This is a genomic window from Thermoanaerobacterium thermosulfurigenes, from assembly GCF_051201035.1.
GTDB classification, from domain to species: domain Bacteria; phylum Bacillota; class Thermoanaerobacteria; order Thermoanaerobacterales; family Thermoanaerobacteraceae; genus Thermoanaerobacterium; species Thermoanaerobacterium thermosulfurigenes.
Genome location: NZ_JBPODR010000007.1, coordinates 61064 through 80272 on the forward strand (window position 1 = coordinate 61064; position 19209 = coordinate 80272).

22 protein-coding genes are annotated in these 19209 nt (G+C 31.9%); all 22 read left to right on the top strand.

Annotated features, from left to right (window positions below):
- Positions 1 to 77 precede the first annotated feature (77 nt).
- The 22 genes from HNR52_RS04075 to HNR52_RS04180 all read left to right on the top strand — a co-directional run bounded on the left by HNR52_RS04075 (position 78) and on the right by HNR52_RS04180 (position 19185).
- Positions 78 to 284, top strand: a complete 207-nt coding sequence (locus tag HNR52_RS04075) for a hypothetical protein (RefSeq protein ID WP_435619758.1) — start codon at positions 78 to 80, stop codon at positions 282 to 284.
- A 46-nt stretch (positions 285 to 330) separates the two neighbouring features.
- Positions 331 to 558, top strand: coding sequence for a hypothetical protein (locus tag HNR52_RS04080; RefSeq protein WP_435619759.1), 228 nt, complete (start codon positions 331 to 333; stop codon positions 556 to 558).
- A gap of 20 nt (positions 559 to 578) precedes the next feature.
- Positions 579 to 767, top strand: a complete 189-nt coding sequence (locus tag HNR52_RS04085) for a hypothetical protein (RefSeq protein ID WP_435619760.1) — start codon at positions 579 to 581, stop codon at positions 765 to 767.
- 119 nt (positions 768 to 886) lie between these two features.
- Positions 887 to 1336, top strand: coding sequence for a hypothetical protein (locus HNR52_RS04090; RefSeq protein WP_435619761.1), 450 nt, complete (start codon positions 887 to 889; stop codon positions 1334 to 1336).
- Positions 1337 to 1342: 6 nt separating this feature from the next.
- Entirely contained in the window at positions 1343 to 1768 is a 426-nt protein-coding gene (locus tag HNR52_RS04095; protein WP_435619762.1) for a DUF8602 domain-containing protein, read from the top strand.
- 3 nt (positions 1769 to 1771) lie between these two features.
- Entirely contained in the window at positions 1772 to 4510 is a 2739-nt protein-coding gene (locus HNR52_RS04100) for a phage tail spike protein (protein WP_435619763.1), read from the top strand.
- An 18-nt stretch (positions 4511 to 4528) separates the two neighbouring features.
- On the top strand, positions 4529 to 4762 hold the full coding sequence (locus HNR52_RS04105) for a hypothetical protein (RefSeq protein ID WP_435619764.1): 234 nt from the start codon (positions 4529 to 4531) through the stop codon (positions 4760 to 4762).
- Between the two features lie 182 nt (positions 4763 to 4944).
- Positions 4945 to 5388, top strand: coding sequence for a phage terminase small subunit P27 family (locus HNR52_RS04110; RefSeq protein ID WP_435619765.1), 444 nt, complete (start codon positions 4945 to 4947; stop codon positions 5386 to 5388).
- Between the two features lie 22 nt (positions 5389 to 5410).
- A complete protein-coding gene (locus HNR52_RS04115) occupies positions 5411 to 7129 on the top strand; it encodes a terminase large subunit (protein WP_435619766.1) in 1719 nt (572 codons plus the stop codon).
- A 223-nt stretch (positions 7130 to 7352) separates the two neighbouring features.
- Positions 7353 to 8609 (top strand): phage portal protein, encoded by a 1257-nt coding sequence (locus HNR52_RS04120; RefSeq protein WP_435619767.1) that lies wholly within the window; start codon positions 7353 to 7355, stop codon positions 8607 to 8609.
- Positions 8610 to 8611: 2 nt separating this feature from the next.
- A complete protein-coding gene (locus tag HNR52_RS04125; protein WP_435619768.1) occupies positions 8612 to 9595 on the top strand; it encodes an HK97 family phage prohead protease in 984 nt (327 codons plus the stop codon).
- Positions 9596 to 9643: 48 nt separating this feature from the next.
- Positions 9644 to 10735 (top strand): phage major capsid protein, encoded by a 1092-nt coding sequence (locus tag HNR52_RS04130; RefSeq protein ID WP_435619769.1) that lies wholly within the window; start codon positions 9644 to 9646, stop codon positions 10733 to 10735.
- A 55-nt stretch (positions 10736 to 10790) separates the two neighbouring features.
- Positions 10791 to 11078 (top strand): head-tail connector protein, encoded by a 288-nt coding sequence (locus HNR52_RS04135; protein WP_435619770.1) that lies wholly within the window; start codon positions 10791 to 10793, stop codon positions 11076 to 11078.
- A gap of 11 nt (positions 11079 to 11089) precedes the next feature.
- A complete protein-coding gene (locus HNR52_RS04140; RefSeq protein ID WP_435619771.1) occupies positions 11090 to 11413 on the top strand; it encodes a phage head closure protein in 324 nt (107 codons plus the stop codon).
- Positions 11406 to 11789 (top strand): HK97-gp10 family putative phage morphogenesis protein, encoded by a 384-nt coding sequence (locus HNR52_RS04145; RefSeq protein WP_435619772.1) that lies wholly within the window; start codon positions 11406 to 11408, stop codon positions 11787 to 11789. The genes HNR52_RS04140 and HNR52_RS04145 overlap by 8 nt, the downstream gene beginning before the upstream one ends.
- Positions 11786 to 12136, top strand: a complete 351-nt coding sequence (locus HNR52_RS04150) for a hypothetical protein (RefSeq protein ID WP_435619773.1) — start codon at positions 11786 to 11788, stop codon at positions 12134 to 12136. The genes HNR52_RS04145 and HNR52_RS04150 overlap by 4 nt, the downstream gene beginning before the upstream one ends.
- A 23-nt stretch (positions 12137 to 12159) precedes the next feature.
- A complete protein-coding gene (locus tag HNR52_RS04155) occupies positions 12160 to 12732 on the top strand; it encodes a major tail protein (protein WP_435619774.1) in 573 nt (190 codons plus the stop codon).
- Between the two features lie 63 nt (positions 12733 to 12795).
- Positions 12796 to 13083, top strand: coding sequence for a phage tail assembly chaperone G (gpG, locus tag HNR52_RS04160; RefSeq protein ID WP_435619775.1), 288 nt, complete (start codon positions 12796 to 12798; stop codon positions 13081 to 13083).
- Between the two features lie 264 nt (positions 13084 to 13347).
- A complete protein-coding gene (locus tag HNR52_RS04165) occupies positions 13348 to 16107 on the top strand; it encodes a phage tail tape measure protein (protein ID WP_435619776.1) in 2760 nt (919 codons plus the stop codon).
- A 345-nt stretch (positions 16108 to 16452) separates the two neighbouring features.
- A complete protein-coding gene (steA, locus tag HNR52_RS04170) occupies positions 16453 to 17574 on the top strand; it encodes a putative cytokinetic ring protein SteA (RefSeq protein WP_435619777.1) in 1122 nt (373 codons plus the stop codon).
- A 10-nt stretch (positions 17575 to 17584) separates the two neighbouring features.
- Complete coding sequence (locus tag HNR52_RS04175; protein ID WP_435619778.1) at positions 17585 to 18511, top strand: copper transporter; 927 nt, start codon at positions 17585 to 17587, stop codon at positions 18509 to 18511.
- On the top strand, positions 18511 to 19185 hold the full coding sequence (locus HNR52_RS04180) for a glycosyltransferase family 2 protein (protein ID WP_013787974.1): 675 nt from the start codon (positions 18511 to 18513) through the stop codon (positions 19183 to 19185). Before HNR52_RS04175 ends, HNR52_RS04180 begins: the two co-directional genes overlap by 1 nt.
- Positions 19186 to 19209 lie beyond the last annotated feature (24 nt).

The following is a 19209-nucleotide window of genomic DNA, read 5'->3' on the forward strand; positions in this document are numbered from 1 at the left end:
GAGAGATACAAAATGTAACTCTGTTTATCTCATTTTTGAGAACTACTGATTTAAAAACGAATGAAAGGATGATTTGATTGAATACAATCGAAGAATTAAAGCAAATCGAAAGCAAAATTGATGAAATATTAGAAAAATATGTAAATAAGCATAATCAAGTAAATCTTGAAGAAATTGAAGGCAATGATGCGGTTAAATTGACTGAATATTTTAGAAAAGAAAAAGAAATTCTTATCGATAAGTTAAGACATGTCCAATTAATGCTTAACGAATTTGATGAGTGAGGGGATAAAATATCCCCTCATAATTTATTTGAAAGGATGAATGAATATGGAAATAAATGAAATATTCGAGGGCGTGGAAGAAGTAATTAAAAATCTCGATGATATGTACATCTTATCAGGCGGAAGCGAGGAACTCATGAGAGAAGAAGATAGAATTGCTTACGCACAAGAGATGGCAAAATTGAAATTATACCTAATCGCTACATCACAATTTTTGGCTGAAATGAATGATGTTGCGGACTACTGGATAAATAAATATTTATTCAAACAGTAAATACGAAAGGATGGATTGAAATGGAAGTTACAGATAACATCGAACTGTTAAACAAAGGAATAATACGTGCTATGCGTAGATTAGCAAAAATTGAAGATGAGAATAAAAAAGAAAATGAGATGCTAAAAATCGATTTATATTTTTGGGCTTTGAATGAATATCTACAAAAAGCAAAGGTGATTTGTCATGACACCGCTGGAAGCAATTAGAAAAAAGTGTCTACAGTGCAGTAATAATCAGTATAGCGAAGTTGAAAAATGTCCAATAAAGGATTGTCCTTTATATCAATTTCGCATGGGAAAAAAGAATAAATAAAGGAGTGTTGAATATGGAAATGAATGAACAAAACATGAGCCAGTTAGAAAAATTAAAAGAAAAATTAGAAAAATCAGAAGAAGTTAAAGAAACTAAAAAAAGTGGTAGAAAAAAGAAAAATGAGGAGGATAAGCAAATGAAAGTTGAGAAAGCAACGAATGTAGCGAAAGCAACAGAAATAGAAAATGCAGTACAAGCAGTAGAAACAGAAAAGCAAGTTGTGGCAGTTGAAAATGAAAAAATAAGTAATAAATTAAAGAGTAATATTGAATTTAGGTTAATTTATTGGAACGATATGCAAAAGGAATTGGATCATCTCGAGTATAGAATTTACAAAGGGCTTAAAAAAGAATTAGATGAACTAAAAGAAAATCAAAAGATGATATTATCGGCAGTTGGATATGGAAATGATATTTTTAGTGAATCTGATGACGATGACGATATGCAAACAAAAAAGAGATGATAAACAATGATGAAAAAACTATGTGCTAAACAGGGATGTAATAAGTTAGTTGAAATTGGGCATACGTATTGCGAAGAACATCAGAGAGAATATGAAGAAAAGCAAAAAGCAAGACATCGTGAATATAAACAAAATAGAACTGATATAAAAGAGCAGAAATTCTATGTTAGCGATGATTGGCAGATAATGAAAAAATATATCATGCAGAAATATCATGGGTTATGTTTATATTCTCTTGTTATTGAAAATAGAATTGTATTTGCTGATGTAGTGCATCATATTGTGCCGATAAAGCAGAATTGGGATTTAAGATTGAATGAAAATAATTTGATTACATTATCAAATTCTGCACATGAATATTTACATGGGTTATTAAGAGAAAATCCAGATGCGTATTGGGAAATTATGGATAAAATAAAGAAGGTGAAATAGTCGATGTTAGGTGATATAGATTATACTTTAAAACCTCAAAGACCGCAGTTATTTTTATGTAAACCAAATAGAACAATTATCGCTAAATTAAATGAGGCATATAATATCAATACTAAATTCAAATTAGGCAATATAGATGAATTAACTTTTGATTTACCAACACAGGTAGATATAAGGAGTAAATTAGTTACTAACCCACATCTTGATATGATACAAAAAAGATATTTAATAAAGTTAATTATTGGTAATTCTACTGAATGGTTTATCATCGATGAAGTGGTAAAAGGTGTAGATGATGAAAAAGAAGTAATTAATGTACACGCTTTTAGTTTAGCATATGAGTTAAATGATAAAAATATATTTGCGTACAAAAACGACAATTATAAAGCGAGTCAAGTATTAACAGATGTATTATCATCTACATTGTGGACAACTGGGTATATAGATGCTAATTTTGATTTAAAATATAGAAGTTTTGATGTATCAAACATTACAGTGTTGAATTTTATATTTCAAATAGCAGAAACATTTGGCGCATTGGTTATATTTGATACTGAAAATAGAGTAATTAACTTTTATAACCCAGATAATTTTGGTGTTAATCGTGGTTTAACAGTATCATATAAAAAATATTTAAAATCGTTAAATCAAGAGGATAACGATGAAAGTGTGGTTACACGTTTAAAAGTATTTGGTAAAGATGGATTGAGTATACAAAGGGTTAATCCAACTGGAACTGATTATATAGAAGATTATTCTTATTTTATGTATCCTTTTGAAAGAGATAGTAATAAAAATGTATTACAACATAGTTATTACATGAGCGATGCTTTATGTAATGCTTTATTAGATTATCAAGATTTGATTAATAATAATAAAGGTACTTTTACAAATTTATTAAGTCAATTAAATAGTTTACAAACGCAATTAGCAAACGATGAAGAAAATTATTATCAAATTCAAGTACAACTTGATACGATATTAGATCAAATAGATGTGGCACAAACAACAGGTCAAGATGCAAGTAGTTTAATAGTACAAAGAAATAATTTAATGAATCAGTTAAATACTGCTCAAACAACAATAAATCAAGATAATACGAATATTCAAAACGTTCAATCTCAAATAGATAATTTGAGAAATACTTTGAAATTAGAAAATAATTTTACAGCAGATGAAATAAAAGAATTAAATCAGTTTGTTATTGAAAAAATATGGAATGACAACAACTATACAGATGAGAAACAATTGTATAATGATGCTATAAAATTGTTTGAAAAATTGAAAATTTCTATACCAATCATAAAAGTCGATATAGTAAATTTCCTTGATATTGTAGAAGAACAAAGAAATTGGGATAAATTAGTATTGGGAGATATTATAAACATAAGATATGAACGATTAAATATAAATGTTCAAGCACAAATAATAGAAATGGATTTCAATTATGAAGATGGTACAGTAACTATTACAATATCAAATACAAAAGAAATAAAAACAGACGAAGATAAATTTTTAAAAACGCTGTATAAATTAGTATCGACTTCAACTCAAGTTGATATGAATAAATACAAATGGAACGATACAGTAGCAACAGTTGATGACGTTACTACAATATTGAACAACGTATGGGATACAACCAAAAGAGCGATTGAATCAGGTGTTAATAATTCAGTTACAATAGATGGACGAGGCATTACTATAAAAAATCCTACTGACCCAAATAAATATATAAGGATGACTAATGGAGTTATTGGTTTTACTAATGATGGAGGAAATACGTTTAAAACAGTATTAGATGCTACTGGTGTGTATGCTGAAAGATTGATTGGAAAAATATTATTAGGAAATAACCTTATTATAACTGATAATACAGGTACATTTAATATAAGTGGTAATTTGTTGACAGTTAAAGATAATAATTCAATAGCAAGAGTACAATTAGGAGAATACGATACAACTAATCAAAAGTATGGACTTAAAATAGTTAATAGCACAGGAACAGCAACAATATTAGACCAAGATGGAATATTACAAACGTGGCAAGATAGCATAGTTGATAATTTAGACAGTAGCCATCCAATGCAAATGAAATTTTATTTACCTCCAGAAACAATAAGCGTAAGGAAATGCAAATTAAATATTTCATTAGAACCGTTTAGAGCATATGAACAAGGTGCAGCAAGTGGTGGCGGAGGAAGTGTAACAACACCTCCAAGTAGTTACATGACTACTGTTGCAAATACCCAAGATGGCGGATTGGGATGGATGGATACTACTACAAGCGATGAATATGTTACAATTAATAGCGATGGTGATCATAACCATTCTTATACATTTAGTGGACATAATCACACGGTAACTATAAATGGCACTCAATATGCTACTGGATATGGACAAGTTGGTGCAACAATAACAACAACAAATAGCGGACCTCATACACATTCAACAAATATGCACAGTCATGCTGTACCACAACATGTGCACTATTTTGACCACACGCATACTGTTAGTATTCCATCACATAGTCATGCTATGATTTATGGTATTTATACAAGTACTAGTCCAACAAATGTTACGATTAAATTAGATGGAAATATAATTATGTCAGGTATTAATAATAATCAGCAAGATATTACTATTCCAGTTAGTGCCAACGGATGGCATACAATAGAAATATCAAGCAACACGTTAGGTAGAATAAATGCGAGTTTGTTTATACAAGCGTTCATGAGTGCTTAAGAAAAGAGGTGATAAAAGATGGATAGAAACATTGAGATTGTAAATCAAATTTTAGATAGAACAAGTGGGAATGTAGATAAGATGACGCTTGAAGAAAAGATATTCCTCAAGTGTTTTTACAGATATTGGTTAAAAGAAACAAAAAAGAATATAAAGATAATGGAATACTTTGCTGATATGCAAGTTGAGAAAGATATGTTAAAGGAAATTATTGGTAATAATGATATTGGTAATAAATTACAATTAATATAATATACCCCTAGGGTGTATCATTTACTTTTTCCGCTTATTTGGAGTCGCGCGATGGGCTGTTTTTCGGCAAAAAATCCCGTTATATTGATTTTTAAAGGGTTTTATAACAGTAAAAAAATGTAAATTTAATCAAAATCAAGTTAATTTTTACCTCAAATTTCAACTTTTTAGGGGGTATCAATATGAAAACACGACGAAATGTAGACACGTTAAAAAAACATTTAACCAAAAAAGAACTTGAAGAACGTAAAAACACACAAATAGAAGCACCAATTGCTGAAAATATCGAAATTCCTTCATTTTTGCCTAACGATTTGCAAGAAAAGTATATTTCATTAGCAAATCAATTGGCAGAAATAGGAATTTTTTCAAATATAGATGCTGAAACACTTGCAAGATATGTTATCGCTCAAAAAAACTATGAAATTGTATCAAAAGAATTAGAAAATGAAGAAATTGGAAGTGAAAAATACTTCAAATTGATAAATGTACAAGATAAATTATTCAAACAATGTCAAAATGGTGCTTCAAAATTAGGTTTGAGCATAACTGACAGAACAAAAATTGTAGTTCAGAAGCCAAAAGACGACAGACCAGTCAACAAATTTGAAGAATTTTTACAATAAATGTTAAAAAGGAGGTGTCTAAATGAACGATAGAGTCACAGAATATGCAGAAAAAGTGCTAAATGGCGAAATTATAGCGGGAAAATACGTTAAATTAGCATGTCAAAGACACCTCAAAGACCTTGAAAAGCAAAATACAGAGGAATTTCCTTACATTTTTGACCTTGAAAAAGCAAATCGTGTGTTAAATTTTGCAGAAAAACTCAAAATTGCGGAAGGAATGGAAGTAAAACCGCTTAAATTATACGATTTTCAAGCATTTATATTGGGTTCATTGTTCGGATGGGTTCATAAAGATAGTGGATATAGACGATTTAGAAATTCATATATTCAATTAGCACGTCAAAATGGCAAATCAATGCTGAATGGTGTTATTGCTTTGTATTCGAGTACGTTTGATGGGTATAAGTATGGTCAAATCTACACTGCGGCGACAAAATCGGATCAAGCAAAGATAGTGTTAAACGAAATTGTTAAGTTCATTAATGCTGATAGCGATTTGCGACAATTTTATAAACTTAAACTATACGAAAATACAATAGAAGTATTGCCTACACATAGTATCATAAGAGCATTAGGAAGAGATACAAAGACGATAGATGGGTTCAGACCATACGTGGCGATTATCGATGAGTACCACCAACATCCTAATAATCAGATGTATAAACTTTTAGAGGATGGCACAGTTAAATTGCCTCAAAGTTTAATTTCAGTTATTACAACGGCAGGATTTAATATCAATTCACCTTGCAAAGAATTATATGATTATTGTGTAAATTTACTTGAAGGTGTCTTTGAAAACGATAAGCAATTTGTATATATAGCACAACTCGATAAAGATGATGACATTTGGGATGAGAAAAATTGGATAAAAGCGAATCCGCTTGTATGCTCTACACAAGAAGGTATTGATAATATCAAGACAAAAGCAAGTGTAGCAAAAGAAATGGGCGGAGAGGAATTAAGAAATTTTATGACAAAAACTTTAAATATCTGGGTAAAGAGTACAGAAAATGGCTATATCAACATAGAAAATTGGAAACAATGCGGTAGTGATATTGATTTAGAAGATATGCGAGGTAGAGAATGCTATGTTGGGCTTGATTTGTCATCAGGTGGTGATTTAACCTCTATTGCTTTAGAATTTCCTCTTGATTTGGACGGTCAAAGAAAGTATTTTATTCATTCACACTCATTTATTCCTGCGAGACGTCTTGAAGAACACATTAAGACGGATAAAGCACCTTACGATGTGTGGCTAAACGAAGGTTTACTCACTGCAACTGAAACATTGCAGGGTGTAAAAACAGATTATCAATATATTATAGCGTATTTAAAGGATTTAATTAGTAAATATGACTTAAAAATCAAGATGATATGTTATGACCCACACAATGCAAGTTCATTTCTCAACGACTTGGAAAGTTTTGGAGTAGATACAGTTGAAATTGTGCAGAGTGCAAAGAGTTTAAATGAAGCAACAATTGATTTTAAATTAGAGGTCGATGCGGGAAATATCATCTATAATCGAAAAAATGGGCTATTGACGTGGTCTATTGCAAATGCAAAATTAACTTTTAATTCCTTTGGCGAGTGTAAAATAGATAAAGATTATAGAGTGAAGCGTATTGACCCAATTGATGCAATCATTGATGCACATAAAATGGCGATGTTGGATAAGAATATCGTTAATATAAATGATTTTGTTAATGAAGATTACTTAAAGAAACTCGGTTGGTAAGGGGATGATTTCAAAACATATCCTTTATGTCTAACGACATAATGAAATGGGAGAAGGTGAAATATGAAAAAGAAAATCAAAAATCATATCGAAGATATATTAATATTGAGTGGTTTAACATTGATTGTTATTGCCACTTTTTTATTGAATATTATTATTGGTATATACGTATTGGGGTTAATTTTACTCGCTTTGGGTATATATTTCACGAGGAGGTGATTAAATGGGCATATTTAAAAGGTCATATCAAGAAAAGAGAGATTATTCATTAAGTGATCCGCTTATTAGTCAATTCTTAGGATTGGTTGATACATCAGATATAAGTCCTGATAAACTCCACGAAGCGACTTACTATACTTGTATGCGAATACTCTGCGATACTGTAGCGAAATTGCCTTTGAAATTGTATCAAGATACAGACCAAGGCATACAGAAATTATCCAATCATTACTTATATTCGCTACTCAAATTACGTCCAAATCCATATATGTCCGCAGTTGATTTTTGGAAAACTGTGGAATATTGGCGTAACGAATTTGGACATGCTATCGTATATATAGATACCAATCCAGCAAATGGAAAAATAAATGCTTTATATCCTCTTGACATGAATAAAGTGACAATATGGATTGATAATGCAGGCATAATCGGCAACGATAATGCTATTTATTATGTATATACCTCAAATGTAGGTCAACAATATAAATTAACAGAAAATGAGATATTACACTTCAAAGGATTAACGAGAGATGGCATAACTGGAATGAGTATTAAAGATTATCTATTAACCATTATCGAAAATGCTCAATCCAGCGAAAGATATTTGAATAACTATTTTAAAAATGGCTTATTTAGTAAAGGATTACTTCAATTTACAGGTGATTTGTCAGACGATAAAATCAAACTTATGCAAGAAAGATTCCAAAACATGGCAAGTGGAATTCAAAACGCAGGTAAAATATTGCCTGTGCCACTGGGATTTTCATTTCAGCCAATAAATACCAATATGGCAGATGCTCAATTCTTTGAACTTAATAAATTAACAATACAACAAATTACCGCAGCATTTGGTATTCCTTTACACATGTTAAATGATTTGAGTAATGGAACATTCAATAACGTATCAATGCAAGAAGAACAATTCTATAGAGATACGCTTATGCCAATTTTAACCATGTATGAACAAGAACTAACGTATAAATTACTCACTCAACAGGAAATTCAAGCAGGATTGTATTTTAAATTTAATGTAGACGCTATATTGAGAAGTGATTTGAAAACTCGTTATGATGCTTATTCTCAAGCGATTCAAAATGGATTTCTAACACCTGCTGAAGCACGTCAAATGGAAGAATTGCCATTTAAAGAAGGGTCAGATGTCCTCATCTGTAATGGCAACTATCAACCACTTCAAAACGTAGGTATGGCATACATGCCTAAAGATATAAATGCTCAACAACAGCAGAAAGGAGGTAATTGACGATGGCAGTAATACCGTACGAGAAAACAGATGTTGTCGATGTGGCGTGGGATGGAAACGCTATGAAGGCAAATCTAAAATCAAATGATATTAAGAATTTTCTCAAAGCGTACGCTTGGTATGATGAAACCGCACCAGACAACGATAAAGACGGATTTCCCGATGCAAAAAGCGCATGGAAATTCATACATCACATGGTTGATGCAGATGGAAACGCAAAAGAAGCAAATATAACTGCTTGTAGAAATGCTATTGCATTCCTCAACGGTGCAATGAATGGCACAAATATTCCCGTACACGATATTCAAGGTGTATATAATCATGTAGCACAACACTTGAAAGATGCAAACATAGAACCGCCAACACTGAAAAGAAGTGCAACAATAAACGATAAAGAAACAAGAACATTTCATCTCAATGCAGAAGTAAGAGCAGTACAAGTAGATGATACTACACAACAAACAAAAATAGTTGGATATGCTGCGAAATTCAATCAACAAAGCGTCGATTTGGGATTCTTTGAAACACTTGATAGACATTGTTTCGATAGTACTGATATGTCAGACGTTGTCGCACTTATCAATCACGATGAAAATTTAGTTTTAGGTAGAACAACAAGCGGAACATTGACATTAAAAGTTGACGATATTGGCTTGTACTTTGAAGTTATACCTTCAAATACAAGTTATGCTAACGACCTAATTGAGAATATGAAGGCAGGCAATATTAATCAATGTTCATTCGCTTTTGTTGTAGCAGATAATGGCGATGAGTGGCAATATGACGACAAAACAGGTGTAATGACACGTACTGTATTCGATATTGCTAAACTATATGATGTAAGTTTAGTTACATATCCTGCTTATACGCAAACAGAAGCAGTATTAGCGCAACGTAAAGCGCAAAATATGAAAGAAGAAATAGAAAAACAAAAAGAAAAAGAATTATTAAAACGTAAATTACAGATTGAATTAGAACTTGTGTAAAACACAAGTTTTATTAATATTAACAAAAAATTCAAGGAGGTAATATCTATGAAAATATCAGATGAGATGAAACAACAATTAAATTTGATGAAAGAGGAAGTAAGAGGTTTGCTCAATGAAAACAAAGTTGATGAAGCAAACGCAAAGATGGAAGAAGTAAGAAAACTTCAAGACAAAATCAAAATTCAAGAAGAATTAGAAAATTCTGAAAAAGAAAATATAGATGAAAGGAAGTTGAATATTGTGGAAAAGAAAGAAATTAAAGTTGATGAATTTAGAGCAATATCAAAATATTTGTTAAAGCAGGACATGACACCAGAGGAGAGGGCAAGTGTTAATGTTAGCAATTCAGGCGCAATTATGCCACAAGAATTCGTTAATCAAGTACAAGTATTACAGAGCAATTATCCTTCACTCAAAAAATATGCTCATGTAATACCAGTTTCGTCAAATAGCGGTAAAATGCCTATATCACAGGGTTCAACAACAAGAAAATTAGCGAATCTTGCAGTTGATACTGCTTTAGTCAGCGAAATGATAACTACTATTCCAATTGAATTTGCAGTCAAGGATTATGGCAAAATAATCCCAGTCGATAATAGCGTTTTAGCGGATGCAGGTGTAAATTTTTATAATGCAGTTGTAGCACCAGATTTTGCAGAATGTGCAGTAAATACAGAGAACGAACAAATAGTCAATATAGTAAAAGCAAATGCAGTAACAAAGACAGCAAGCGATTATAAAGGACTTATAAAGATATTAAATAGCATAGTACCCGCTTTGAGACCACAAACTATCATATTGACAAACGTCGATGGTTATGACTATCTCGACGAATTGACTGACAGCATGGGTAGACCACTTATGAGCGATTCAATAGCAAATCAGGGTGCAAAGACATTCAAAGGTGCTGAAGTAGTTGCGCTTGGCAACGATGTCGTAACACCTGTAACAAGTGGTAAGATACCATTTTACGTTGTTAATTTGTTTGCTTTAGCGAAATTCTTTGACAGACAACAGATTGCAATTGCGACATCAACTGAAGCAGGTTTTGCTTATAATCAAACGCTCATAAGAGTAATAGAAAGATTCGATATACAAGCAGCAGACGCAAGAGCATGCTTCTACGTCGAACTTTAATTGATAAATTAGAGGGGTTTATCCCCTCTTTTATATAATTTGGAGGGGATAAAATATGACAGTTGATATTAATTTAATCAAAAAGTATTTACGCATCGATGATGGCTATACTGAAGAAGATGACATTATTCAACTATTAATAAACAATGCATTAACCTACTTGGAAAATGCGGGTGTAGTTATCGATGAAACAAATACAAATCAAGTAGAATTAGCAAAATTAATTATTGCTATTCTTGTATCTGATTGGTACGAGAATAGAGAATTGACGACAAGCAACACAAGTGAAAAAATACGTGATATAGTATCATCTATGATAATGCAATTGAAATATTGCTATTAAGAGGTGATACTATGCAAGCAGGAGATTTGAAAAATAAAATTCAAATTTTAAAAACAACAGTCACAACTGACAGTGATGGATTTCAAAAACAAGAAACAGTTGTATTTGCCGATTGCTGGGCAAAAGTAACGCCAACGCAAGGAAAAGAATACTATCAAGCAGCCGCTATACAAGCAGAAAATGATGTTAAGTTTACTATCAGATATAGAAAAGGCATCACTAATGATATGAAAGTGCAATACAATAATCAAATTTATGATATTAAATCAATTATCGATTTTAATAATCAACATCAATATATAGACCTCGTTTGTGAGGTGATTACAAATGGATAATAGCGAGATAACAGGGCTTGATGAAATACTTAAAAATTTGGAACAAAAAGGAATTAACGTATCACGTCTTGAAAATCAAGCATTAAAAAATGCAGGAGAAATAATCAAAGAAAGTGCAAAACAGAAAGTACACGTATCAAAATATAACGAGGAACATATTCGAGATCACATTGATGTATCAAACGTCAAGACAAAAGATGACGTTAAATACATTGAAGTTGGCGTTGACAAAGAGTTGAGTTGGAGAGCAAAGTTTGTAGAATGGGGCACATCGAAAATGCAAGCAAGACCATTTCTTCAACCTGCGTATGAGGAAAACATTGAAGCAGTACAAGAAGAAATTGCAAAGACACTGAAAGAAGGGCTACAAGAATGATTACAAATATTAGTAATGAAATTCTAATAACTCTCCAATCTAATCAAACACTTGTCAATCTTGTGAACGGTAGAATATCATTTATGAATAACATATCAGGACAATATCCTGCTATTACTTATTTTGTCTATAACGAGCAAGGCGAATTATACGCAGATAATCAAGAAGTATTAACAGGGTATTATATTCAAATCGACGTTTGGAGTAAAGAAAATTATACAAATATCGTCTATGAACTCATGAAAACTATGATATTGGCAGGATATAGAAGAACTTCAAGTGCTGATTTGTACGAAAGCGATACAAAAATATATCATAAAGCAATACGCTTTGTAAAAGAATTCTAAAAATAAAAAAGGAGATGTTTAATATGGCAACAATAGAAAATTCTTCAATAATTGGAGTAGAAAATTTAGTTTACGCAAAATTAACGAGTGAAAATCCTCTAACGTATGATGCAGTAAAACCAATAGCACCTGTAACAGATATAAAAATAACGCCTAAAATCAATACTGACATTTTATACGCTGATAATACAGCAATTACTTCATTTTCTAATTTAGCAGAAATAGACGTTGAACTCGATTTGACAGATGTACCACTTCAAGTGCAAGCAGATTTGCTAGGGCATCAATTCGACACAACTAAAGGTATAATAAATTATAATAGCAAAGATATTGCACCATACGTCGCAATTGGCTTTAAGTCGATGAAGTCAAATGGTAAATATCGCTATGTGTGGTTATTAAAAGGAAAATTTCAAGACATAGAAGAAAGTTATTCAACAATGCAGGACAAAGTAAAATTTGCTAATCCTGCTTTGAAAGGAACATTTTATGCGAGATATTCCGACCATCTGTGGAAGTATTCAGCCGATGAAGATGAGGGATACACAGGCGGAGATGCTGGTTGGTTCACAGCAGTGTATAAACCAACAACGTAGCAATTGGGCACTCTTAATTGAGTGCCTTTTAAATTATAAAAAAATTGAATTGGAGGTAAATTTATGGAATTAAAACTGGGAGATAGAACTTATGTTATGCAAAACGTGAAAGCGAGAAGTTTAAGAAATGCTATTCAACTTACAGAAGAAATCGACTTTAACGCCATGAAGGTTGATGATTTGGATAAACTTGTAAATTTCATTGTCGAATTGTTTAACAATCAATTCACTATTGATGATGTATATGATAATCTTGATGCTAATGAGTTAGTACCAACTTTGACAGCGTGTATGAATTCATTAACAGGAACATTAAACGCTAAATTAGATAAAATGCCGAAAAAAAAGTAACAGGCGGAGATGAAAGAATATCTCCGCTCGATTTTATAAAAGAATTATATTTATCACTCTTTGAGAATGGTTGGAATATGCAAGACATAGATGAGATGGATATTTTTTGGTATTTAGACATAATTTCATATAAAGCAAATAAAGAAGAAAAGCAGAATAAAACAACGATTGATAATACTATTTTATAGTTTTTATTTTTTTTACTTTTATTAACTATGATGAGGTCGTTTTAACCGACCTTATCTTTTAAAAGAGGTGAAATAGATGGCAGAAGAATTGGGTAATTTATCGGTCAAAATTTCGATGGACTCTACAGGATTTCAGCAAGGAATTTCCAATATTTCGAGGTCGTTGCGTGTTGTTCAATCTGATATGAAAGCACAGTTGGCTCAATTTAGCGATAACCAAAAGGGATTGGATGCTTTGAAGGTTAAATATGATGGGTTATCTCAACAAATCGATTTGCAGAAACAAAAAATAGAAACACTTACACAAGCATATCAAAAAAGCGTGCAAGACAAAGGCGAAGATGCAACTGCAACGCAGAATTTAGTAATTAAATTGAATAATGCACGTGCTGAATTAGCAAAAATGGAAAATCAATTAAAAGAAACAAACGACGCAATTCAAAAACAAAATAATATTTGGTTAAACTTTAGTGAGAAAATGGAAAATGTATCAAAGAAAATGAAGGACATGGGCGAAAGTTTAGGAAAAGTAGGCAAATCTATGTCTGAATATATTACGTTACCGATAGCGGGCGCAGTGACTGGTTTAGTCAAACTTGGTATGTCGTTTGATGATGCAAATGATAAGATTAGAATTGCTACAGGTGCAACAGGAAAAGCGTTAGATGATTTGCAAAAAGATTTTGAAGCAGTTTATGGAAGCGTACCTACTTCAATGGATGAAGCAAGTACGGCAATAAGTAATTTGAATACACGACTGGGTCTTACAGGCAAGCCATTGCAAGAATTATCTGAAAAGATGATATTATTATCACACGAAACAGGTGTTGATTTGCAAAGTACAATAGAGCAAACATCACACGCTTTTGAAGCATTTGGAATAGATGCTAAAAATTATGGTACGTCGCTTGATTTCGTATTCAAAGTATCGCAAAGTACAGGAATCAGCGTTAACGATTTATTAACGACACTCCAAAATTCCGCACCTGTATTGGAAAATATGGGTCTATCGTTCGATAGTGCAACTGCTTTGATAGGTCAATTATCAAAAGCAGGCGTAAATACTGAACAGGTATTTACAGGACTTAATAAAGCAATTGCAAACATGGCGAAAAATGGCATAAAAGATGCTGATACTGCTATTGCAACATTATTCGAGAAAATAAAGAAAGCACCAAACGATATGCAAGCAACACAAATAGCAGTAGAAAATTTCGGTACTAAAACAGGTGTCGCAATTGCAAAAGCAGTCAGAGAAGGAAAACTTGATATGGATGCATTCTTAAATACTTTAAAATCAAGTCCTGAAACTATCAATAAAGCCGCAGAAGATACAGAAGATTTTGCAGAAAAATTTGAATTACTAAAGAATAAATTAACTTTAGCATTAGAGCCACTTGGAAATCAGTTATTTAATGCAATCAATAAATTAGTACCAACTATAACATCGTTAGCAAATTCTTTAGTTAATGTTATCAACTGGTTTGCAAAATTATCACCTGAAACGCAAAAATTTATTCTAATTTTAGCAGGCGTATTGGCGGGACTTGGTCCAATTTTATCGACAATAAGTAAATTTATGGAAGTTGGATCAGGCGTAGCAAAAGCAGTAGGCGGTATATCAGAAGCATTTGGGAAGTTGGGCGGAGTAGCAGGAATAGTTGAGAAAATAACGCCTAATCTGGTACAATTAAAAGTGGGTGCACAATTAACATTTGATGCTTTAAAAGGTGGCATATCAACGCTCGGACAAGCATTGGTTAGCGGATTTAACGTGATGAAAACCGCAGCATTGGGTTTAGGTAACGTATTGAAAGTTGTATTTACAACGATGATGGCAAATCCTTGGATGATAGCGGTAACTGCTATTATAGCAGGTATTATACTACTCATCACGCATTGGGATGAAGTCAAGAAAATAGCACAAGAAGTAGGAAAATATATATCTGATAAATGGAATGAACTCAAAAATGCTTTATCAAATGTCGTCAATGAAATTGTTCAATATGAGATACAGAGATGGAATGAATTGAAATCGACAGTATCTAATATAGTTAACGAAATTAAGACAACAGTTGTAAACACATGGAATAATTTAAAAACATCGATTGAAAATATTGTCAATATAATCAAAACAACAGTTTTAAATGCATGGAATAGTTTGATGACAGCAATCATCAGCGTCATGAATAATATTAAAAATGGTGTTATTAATGCGTGGAATGCTATAATTGATTGGATTAGAAGTTTACCTTCAACATTGTATCATTTAGGCGTTCAAATGTTTGAAATGATGAAAAACGGTATAATTAGCACGATAGGAAATATCAGAAATGCTATTGTGAATGGTTTGAATTCTGCTATAGATTATATTCGCTCATTGCCTTCTCAAGCAATTAGATGGGGTATGGATTTCATCAATGGTTTAGCGAGTGGCATAAGAAATGCTGCTTATGCGGTTTTAAATGAAGTTAAAAGTATTGCACATACAATTGCAAGTTATTTGCATTTTTCAAGACCAGACATCGGCGAATTACGTAACTATGAAACGTGGATGCCTGATTTTATGGCAGGTTTAGCCGATGGCATAAATAGGAATAAATCCGTCTTAATTAGTGCAGTGAAAGGTTTGTCAACTGATATGGCAGTAACGTTTAATGCTTCTACATCAAGCGTGCCAATTCCTGTGCAGAATACTACGAATAATACAACACATCATTATCATTATAATATCAGCAAACTCGAATTTCCAAATGTTACTAATGGTAATGATGTTATCGATGCATTGAAGAAATTACCACGAATGGCGTTAGCATACAATAATCAAATAATTTAAAGGTGAGATTATTTTCTCTCACCTTTAAAATTTACATTTTATTAAAAAAAAATTTTTAAAAAACATTGACATTATACATAAAAAGAGTTATGATGATATTAATTTAAAAAAGCAACTAATAGAAGGTATTATGTGGTTAAGATCACAATTAAGTGTTTGATAAATTAGCGATTTTTCTGAAAATTTTGACACCAATTCAGAGTTTATCGCGCTTATTGCTGACAAGTTAAGATTAAGTTTAAAGGCGAATTAAAAAATGCGGTGAATAGCTCACCGTATTTTTTGTTTTACCTTGTAGAAAATTGTGCTATAATAAACAAAGAAAAGATGTATGGAGGTTTTACCATGCAAATTACTGGTACAGTTAAAATGGACAAAAGGACGAAAAATCTTGCAAAGCGCATAGGCCCCGGAGAAATCGCTGTGATAGATCATGTTGATATCGATGAGATTGGTGCCGAATCTTTGATAGAAAAGAAGATTTTGGCTGTGATAAATGCTAATAAATCGATAAGCGGTAGGTATCCTAATTTAGGCCCATCTATTATTGATAAAGCTGGTATCCCTATTATAGATGAAGTTGGCGAAGATATATTTGATTTGCTTAAAGAGAATGATAAGATTACTATAATCGATAATGAAATATATAAAGATGGCAAATTGATAAAAAGAGGAAAATTGCTTACACACGATGTCATTAATTACAAAATGGAAGAATGTAAGGAAAATCTGGAAGTAGAGTTGGATAAATTCATTGAGAATACACTTGAATATGCTAAAAAAGAAAAGTCATTTATTTTGGGTGATATTGAAATACCTGATGTGAAGACAAAGCTTAAGGATAGACAAGCATTGGTTGTTGTAAGAGGAAAAGACTACAAGGAAGACTTATATACTATTAGGCAGTATATAACAGATGTGAAGCCTATATTGATAGGAGTAGATGGTGGTGCAGATGCAATACTTGAATTTGGTTTAACACCTGATATCATAATTGGAGACATGGATAGCGTAAGCGATAAGGCTTTGAAAAAAGCAAAAGAGATAGTAGTTCATGCCTATCCAAATGGCAAGTCTCCTGGGTTAGAGAGAGTTAAATCATTAGGACTTGATGCATATATATTTAAAGCGCCAGGTACAAGCGAAGACATTGCTATGCTTCTAGCATATGAAAAAGGCGCAGATTTAATAGTAGCTGTTGGTACTCATTCCAGTATGATTGATTTTCTAGAAAAAGGAAGGAAGGGAATGTCCAGCACATTTCTTGTAAGATTAAAGATTGGATCTAAGCTTATTGATGCTAAAGGTGTTAATAAACTATACAGGGAAAATTTTAGGCTTTCATATGTTTTTAGTATTATATTTGCTGCAATGGTTCCACTTAGTGTAATAGCTTATTTTTCACCACCTATGCAACAGCTTTTAAAACTTTTGCAGCTAAGGATAAGGCTTTTAATAGGATTTTAGGAGGAGATCTATGAACGTAAATATTAGATATTATGTATTGACGATAGCAGCAATTTTTATGGCATTGGGAATTGGCATATTTATAGGCTTCATGCTGGATGGACAAAAAGTTTTTTCTGAACAGCAAGAAACAATAATAAATCAGCTAGAGCAAAAATTTAAAGATATCCAAACTGAAAATTCTAATTTAAAGGACAATGTACAAAGTTTAAATAAGCAACTTGACTATATGAACCAATACGGGAAAATTGTTTTTCCTGAGCTTGTAAAAGGACGCTTAAATGGTGTAAAAGTTGCAATAATTGAAACAAACAATGATTTTATCTATCCAGGTTTAAGAAATGCTTTGATGAAAGCAGGTGCAACAATATCATCTGTTACAATATTTAAAGATGATTTGAATAATTTAGATCAGTCAGAGAAAGACGATTTAATAACTAATTTGTCTAAATATGGCAATATTGATAGCAATCATCTCATTGAATCTTTATCTGAAAAACTGACTGAGGTTCTTGTTACTGGGCAAGATGGAGAATTGATAACTTATTTAAAAGATAAGGGGTACATTGATTTTACTGGTACACCTGGAAATACAGATTTTATCGTTTTAGCAGGTGGCAGCAATCTTAAAAATAACAATTTAAATATAGTAGATATCCCAATAATAAGGCAATCGAAAATTTTAAATGTGCCGATTGTCGGAGTTGAACAAAGCGATGTAAAGTATTCTTATATGGATGCGTATAGAAAACAACACTTGTCAACCGTTGATAACATAGATACGATTATAGGACAAACTTCCTTGATAATGGTGATGCAAGGCAAAGATGGCAATTATGGAATAAAAGCTGGAGATACATCGATTATGCCCGATTCTTTTATAGAATACCAACAGAATCAAAATCAAAATAAGGCAAATTCAAACGAGGTGAAATGATGGCTGTAAGTGTTTTAATACCGGCATACAATGAAGGCAAGAGAATCGTTGATACAATAAAAGGTATGGAGAATATAGAGGAAATTGATGAGATCATTGTTATAAATGATGGCTCTACAGATGACACAGCAGATAAAGCTAAAAAAGCAGGAGCAAAATTGGTGAACCTAAAAAATAATTCTGGTAAAGGAAGAGCCTTAAAAGAAGGCTTGAAATACGTTAAAAATGATGTTATTGCTTTTATTGACGCAGATGTAGGTTTGACTTCTCGAGAGGTAATTAAATTAATAAAACCTGTTTTAAATAATGATGCCGATGTTACTGTAGCCAGATTTCCTAAAGTCAATGTTAAATCAGGTTTTGGACTTGTAAAGAAATTAGCAAAATACGGTGTAAAACTGCTTACTGGTCATGATTTTGATTCTACACTCTCTGGTCAAAGGGTTTTTAAAAAGGAAGTGCTTGACAAAATAAAAAAAATTTATGGTGGTTATGGTATAGAAGTTGGTATGACAATCGACATATTTAATTTAGGATATAAGATTAAAGAAGTAGATGTTGATATGACTCACTCTGTTACATTAAGAGATATTAAAGGTTTTATTCATAGAGGTAGACAGTTTTTGGATATACTTAAAGTTTTATTAATAAAAGCGATATTTAAGGACCGGTGATAAAGTGTCATCATTAATGATTTT

Excerpts from the sequence above, each read along its gene's own strand:
- HNR52_RS04080 (WP_435619759.1), top strand. The coding sequence starts at position 331 with ATGGAAATAAATGAAATATTCGAGGGCGTGGAAGAAGTAATTAAAAAT.
- HNR52_RS04085 (WP_435619760.1), top strand. The coding sequence starts at position 579 with ATGGAAGTTACAGATAACATCGAACTGTTAAACAAAGGAATAATACGT.
- HNR52_RS04090 (WP_435619761.1), top strand. The coding sequence starts at position 887 with ATGGAAATGAATGAACAAAACATGAGCCAGTTAGAAAAATTAAAAGAA.
- HNR52_RS04095 (WP_435619762.1), top strand. The coding sequence starts at position 1,343 with ATGATGAAAAAACTATGTGCTAAACAGGGATGTAATAAGTTAGTTGAA.
- HNR52_RS04100 (WP_435619763.1), top strand. The coding sequence starts at position 1,772 with ATGTTAGGTGATATAGATTATACTTTAAAACCTCAAAGACCGCAGTTA.
- HNR52_RS04105 (WP_435619764.1), top strand. The coding sequence starts at position 4,529 with ATGGATAGAAACATTGAGATTGTAAATCAAATTTTAGATAGAACAAGT.
- HNR52_RS04110 (WP_435619765.1), top strand. The coding sequence starts at position 4,945 with ATGAAAACACGACGAAATGTAGACACGTTAAAAAAACATTTAACCAAA.
- HNR52_RS04115 (WP_435619766.1), top strand. The coding sequence starts at position 5,411 with ATGAACGATAGAGTCACAGAATATGCAGAAAAAGTGCTAAATGGCGAA.
- HNR52_RS04120 (WP_435619767.1), top strand. The coding sequence starts at position 7,353 with ATGGGCATATTTAAAAGGTCATATCAAGAAAAGAGAGATTATTCATTA.
- HNR52_RS04125 (WP_435619768.1), top strand. The coding sequence starts at position 8,612 with ATGGCAGTAATACCGTACGAGAAAACAGATGTTGTCGATGTGGCGTGG.
- HNR52_RS04130 (WP_435619769.1), top strand. The coding sequence starts at position 9,644 with ATGAAAATATCAGATGAGATGAAACAACAATTAAATTTGATGAAAGAG.
- HNR52_RS04135 (WP_435619770.1), top strand. The coding sequence starts at position 10,791 with ATGACAGTTGATATTAATTTAATCAAAAAGTATTTACGCATCGATGAT.
- HNR52_RS04140 (WP_435619771.1), top strand. The coding sequence starts at position 11,090 with ATGCAAGCAGGAGATTTGAAAAATAAAATTCAAATTTTAAAAACAACA.
- HNR52_RS04145 (WP_435619772.1), top strand. The coding sequence starts at position 11,406 with ATGGATAATAGCGAGATAACAGGGCTTGATGAAATACTTAAAAATTTG.
- HNR52_RS04150 (WP_435619773.1), top strand. The coding sequence starts at position 11,786 with ATGATTACAAATATTAGTAATGAAATTCTAATAACTCTCCAATCTAAT.
- HNR52_RS04155 (WP_435619774.1), top strand. The coding sequence starts at position 12,160 with ATGGCAACAATAGAAAATTCTTCAATAATTGGAGTAGAAAATTTAGTT.
- gpG (WP_435619775.1), top strand. The coding sequence starts at position 12,796 with ATGGAATTAAAACTGGGAGATAGAACTTATGTTATGCAAAACGTGAAA.
- HNR52_RS04165 (WP_435619776.1), top strand. The coding sequence starts at position 13,348 with ATGGCAGAAGAATTGGGTAATTTATCGGTCAAAATTTCGATGGACTCT.
- steA (WP_435619777.1), top strand. The coding sequence starts at position 16,453 with ATGCAAATTACTGGTACAGTTAAAATGGACAAAAGGACGAAAAATCTT.
- HNR52_RS04175 (WP_435619778.1), top strand. The coding sequence starts at position 17,585 with ATGAACGTAAATATTAGATATTATGTATTGACGATAGCAGCAATTTTT.
- HNR52_RS04180 (WP_013787974.1), top strand. The coding sequence starts at position 18,511 with ATGGCTGTAAGTGTTTTAATACCGGCATACAATGAAGGCAAGAGAATC.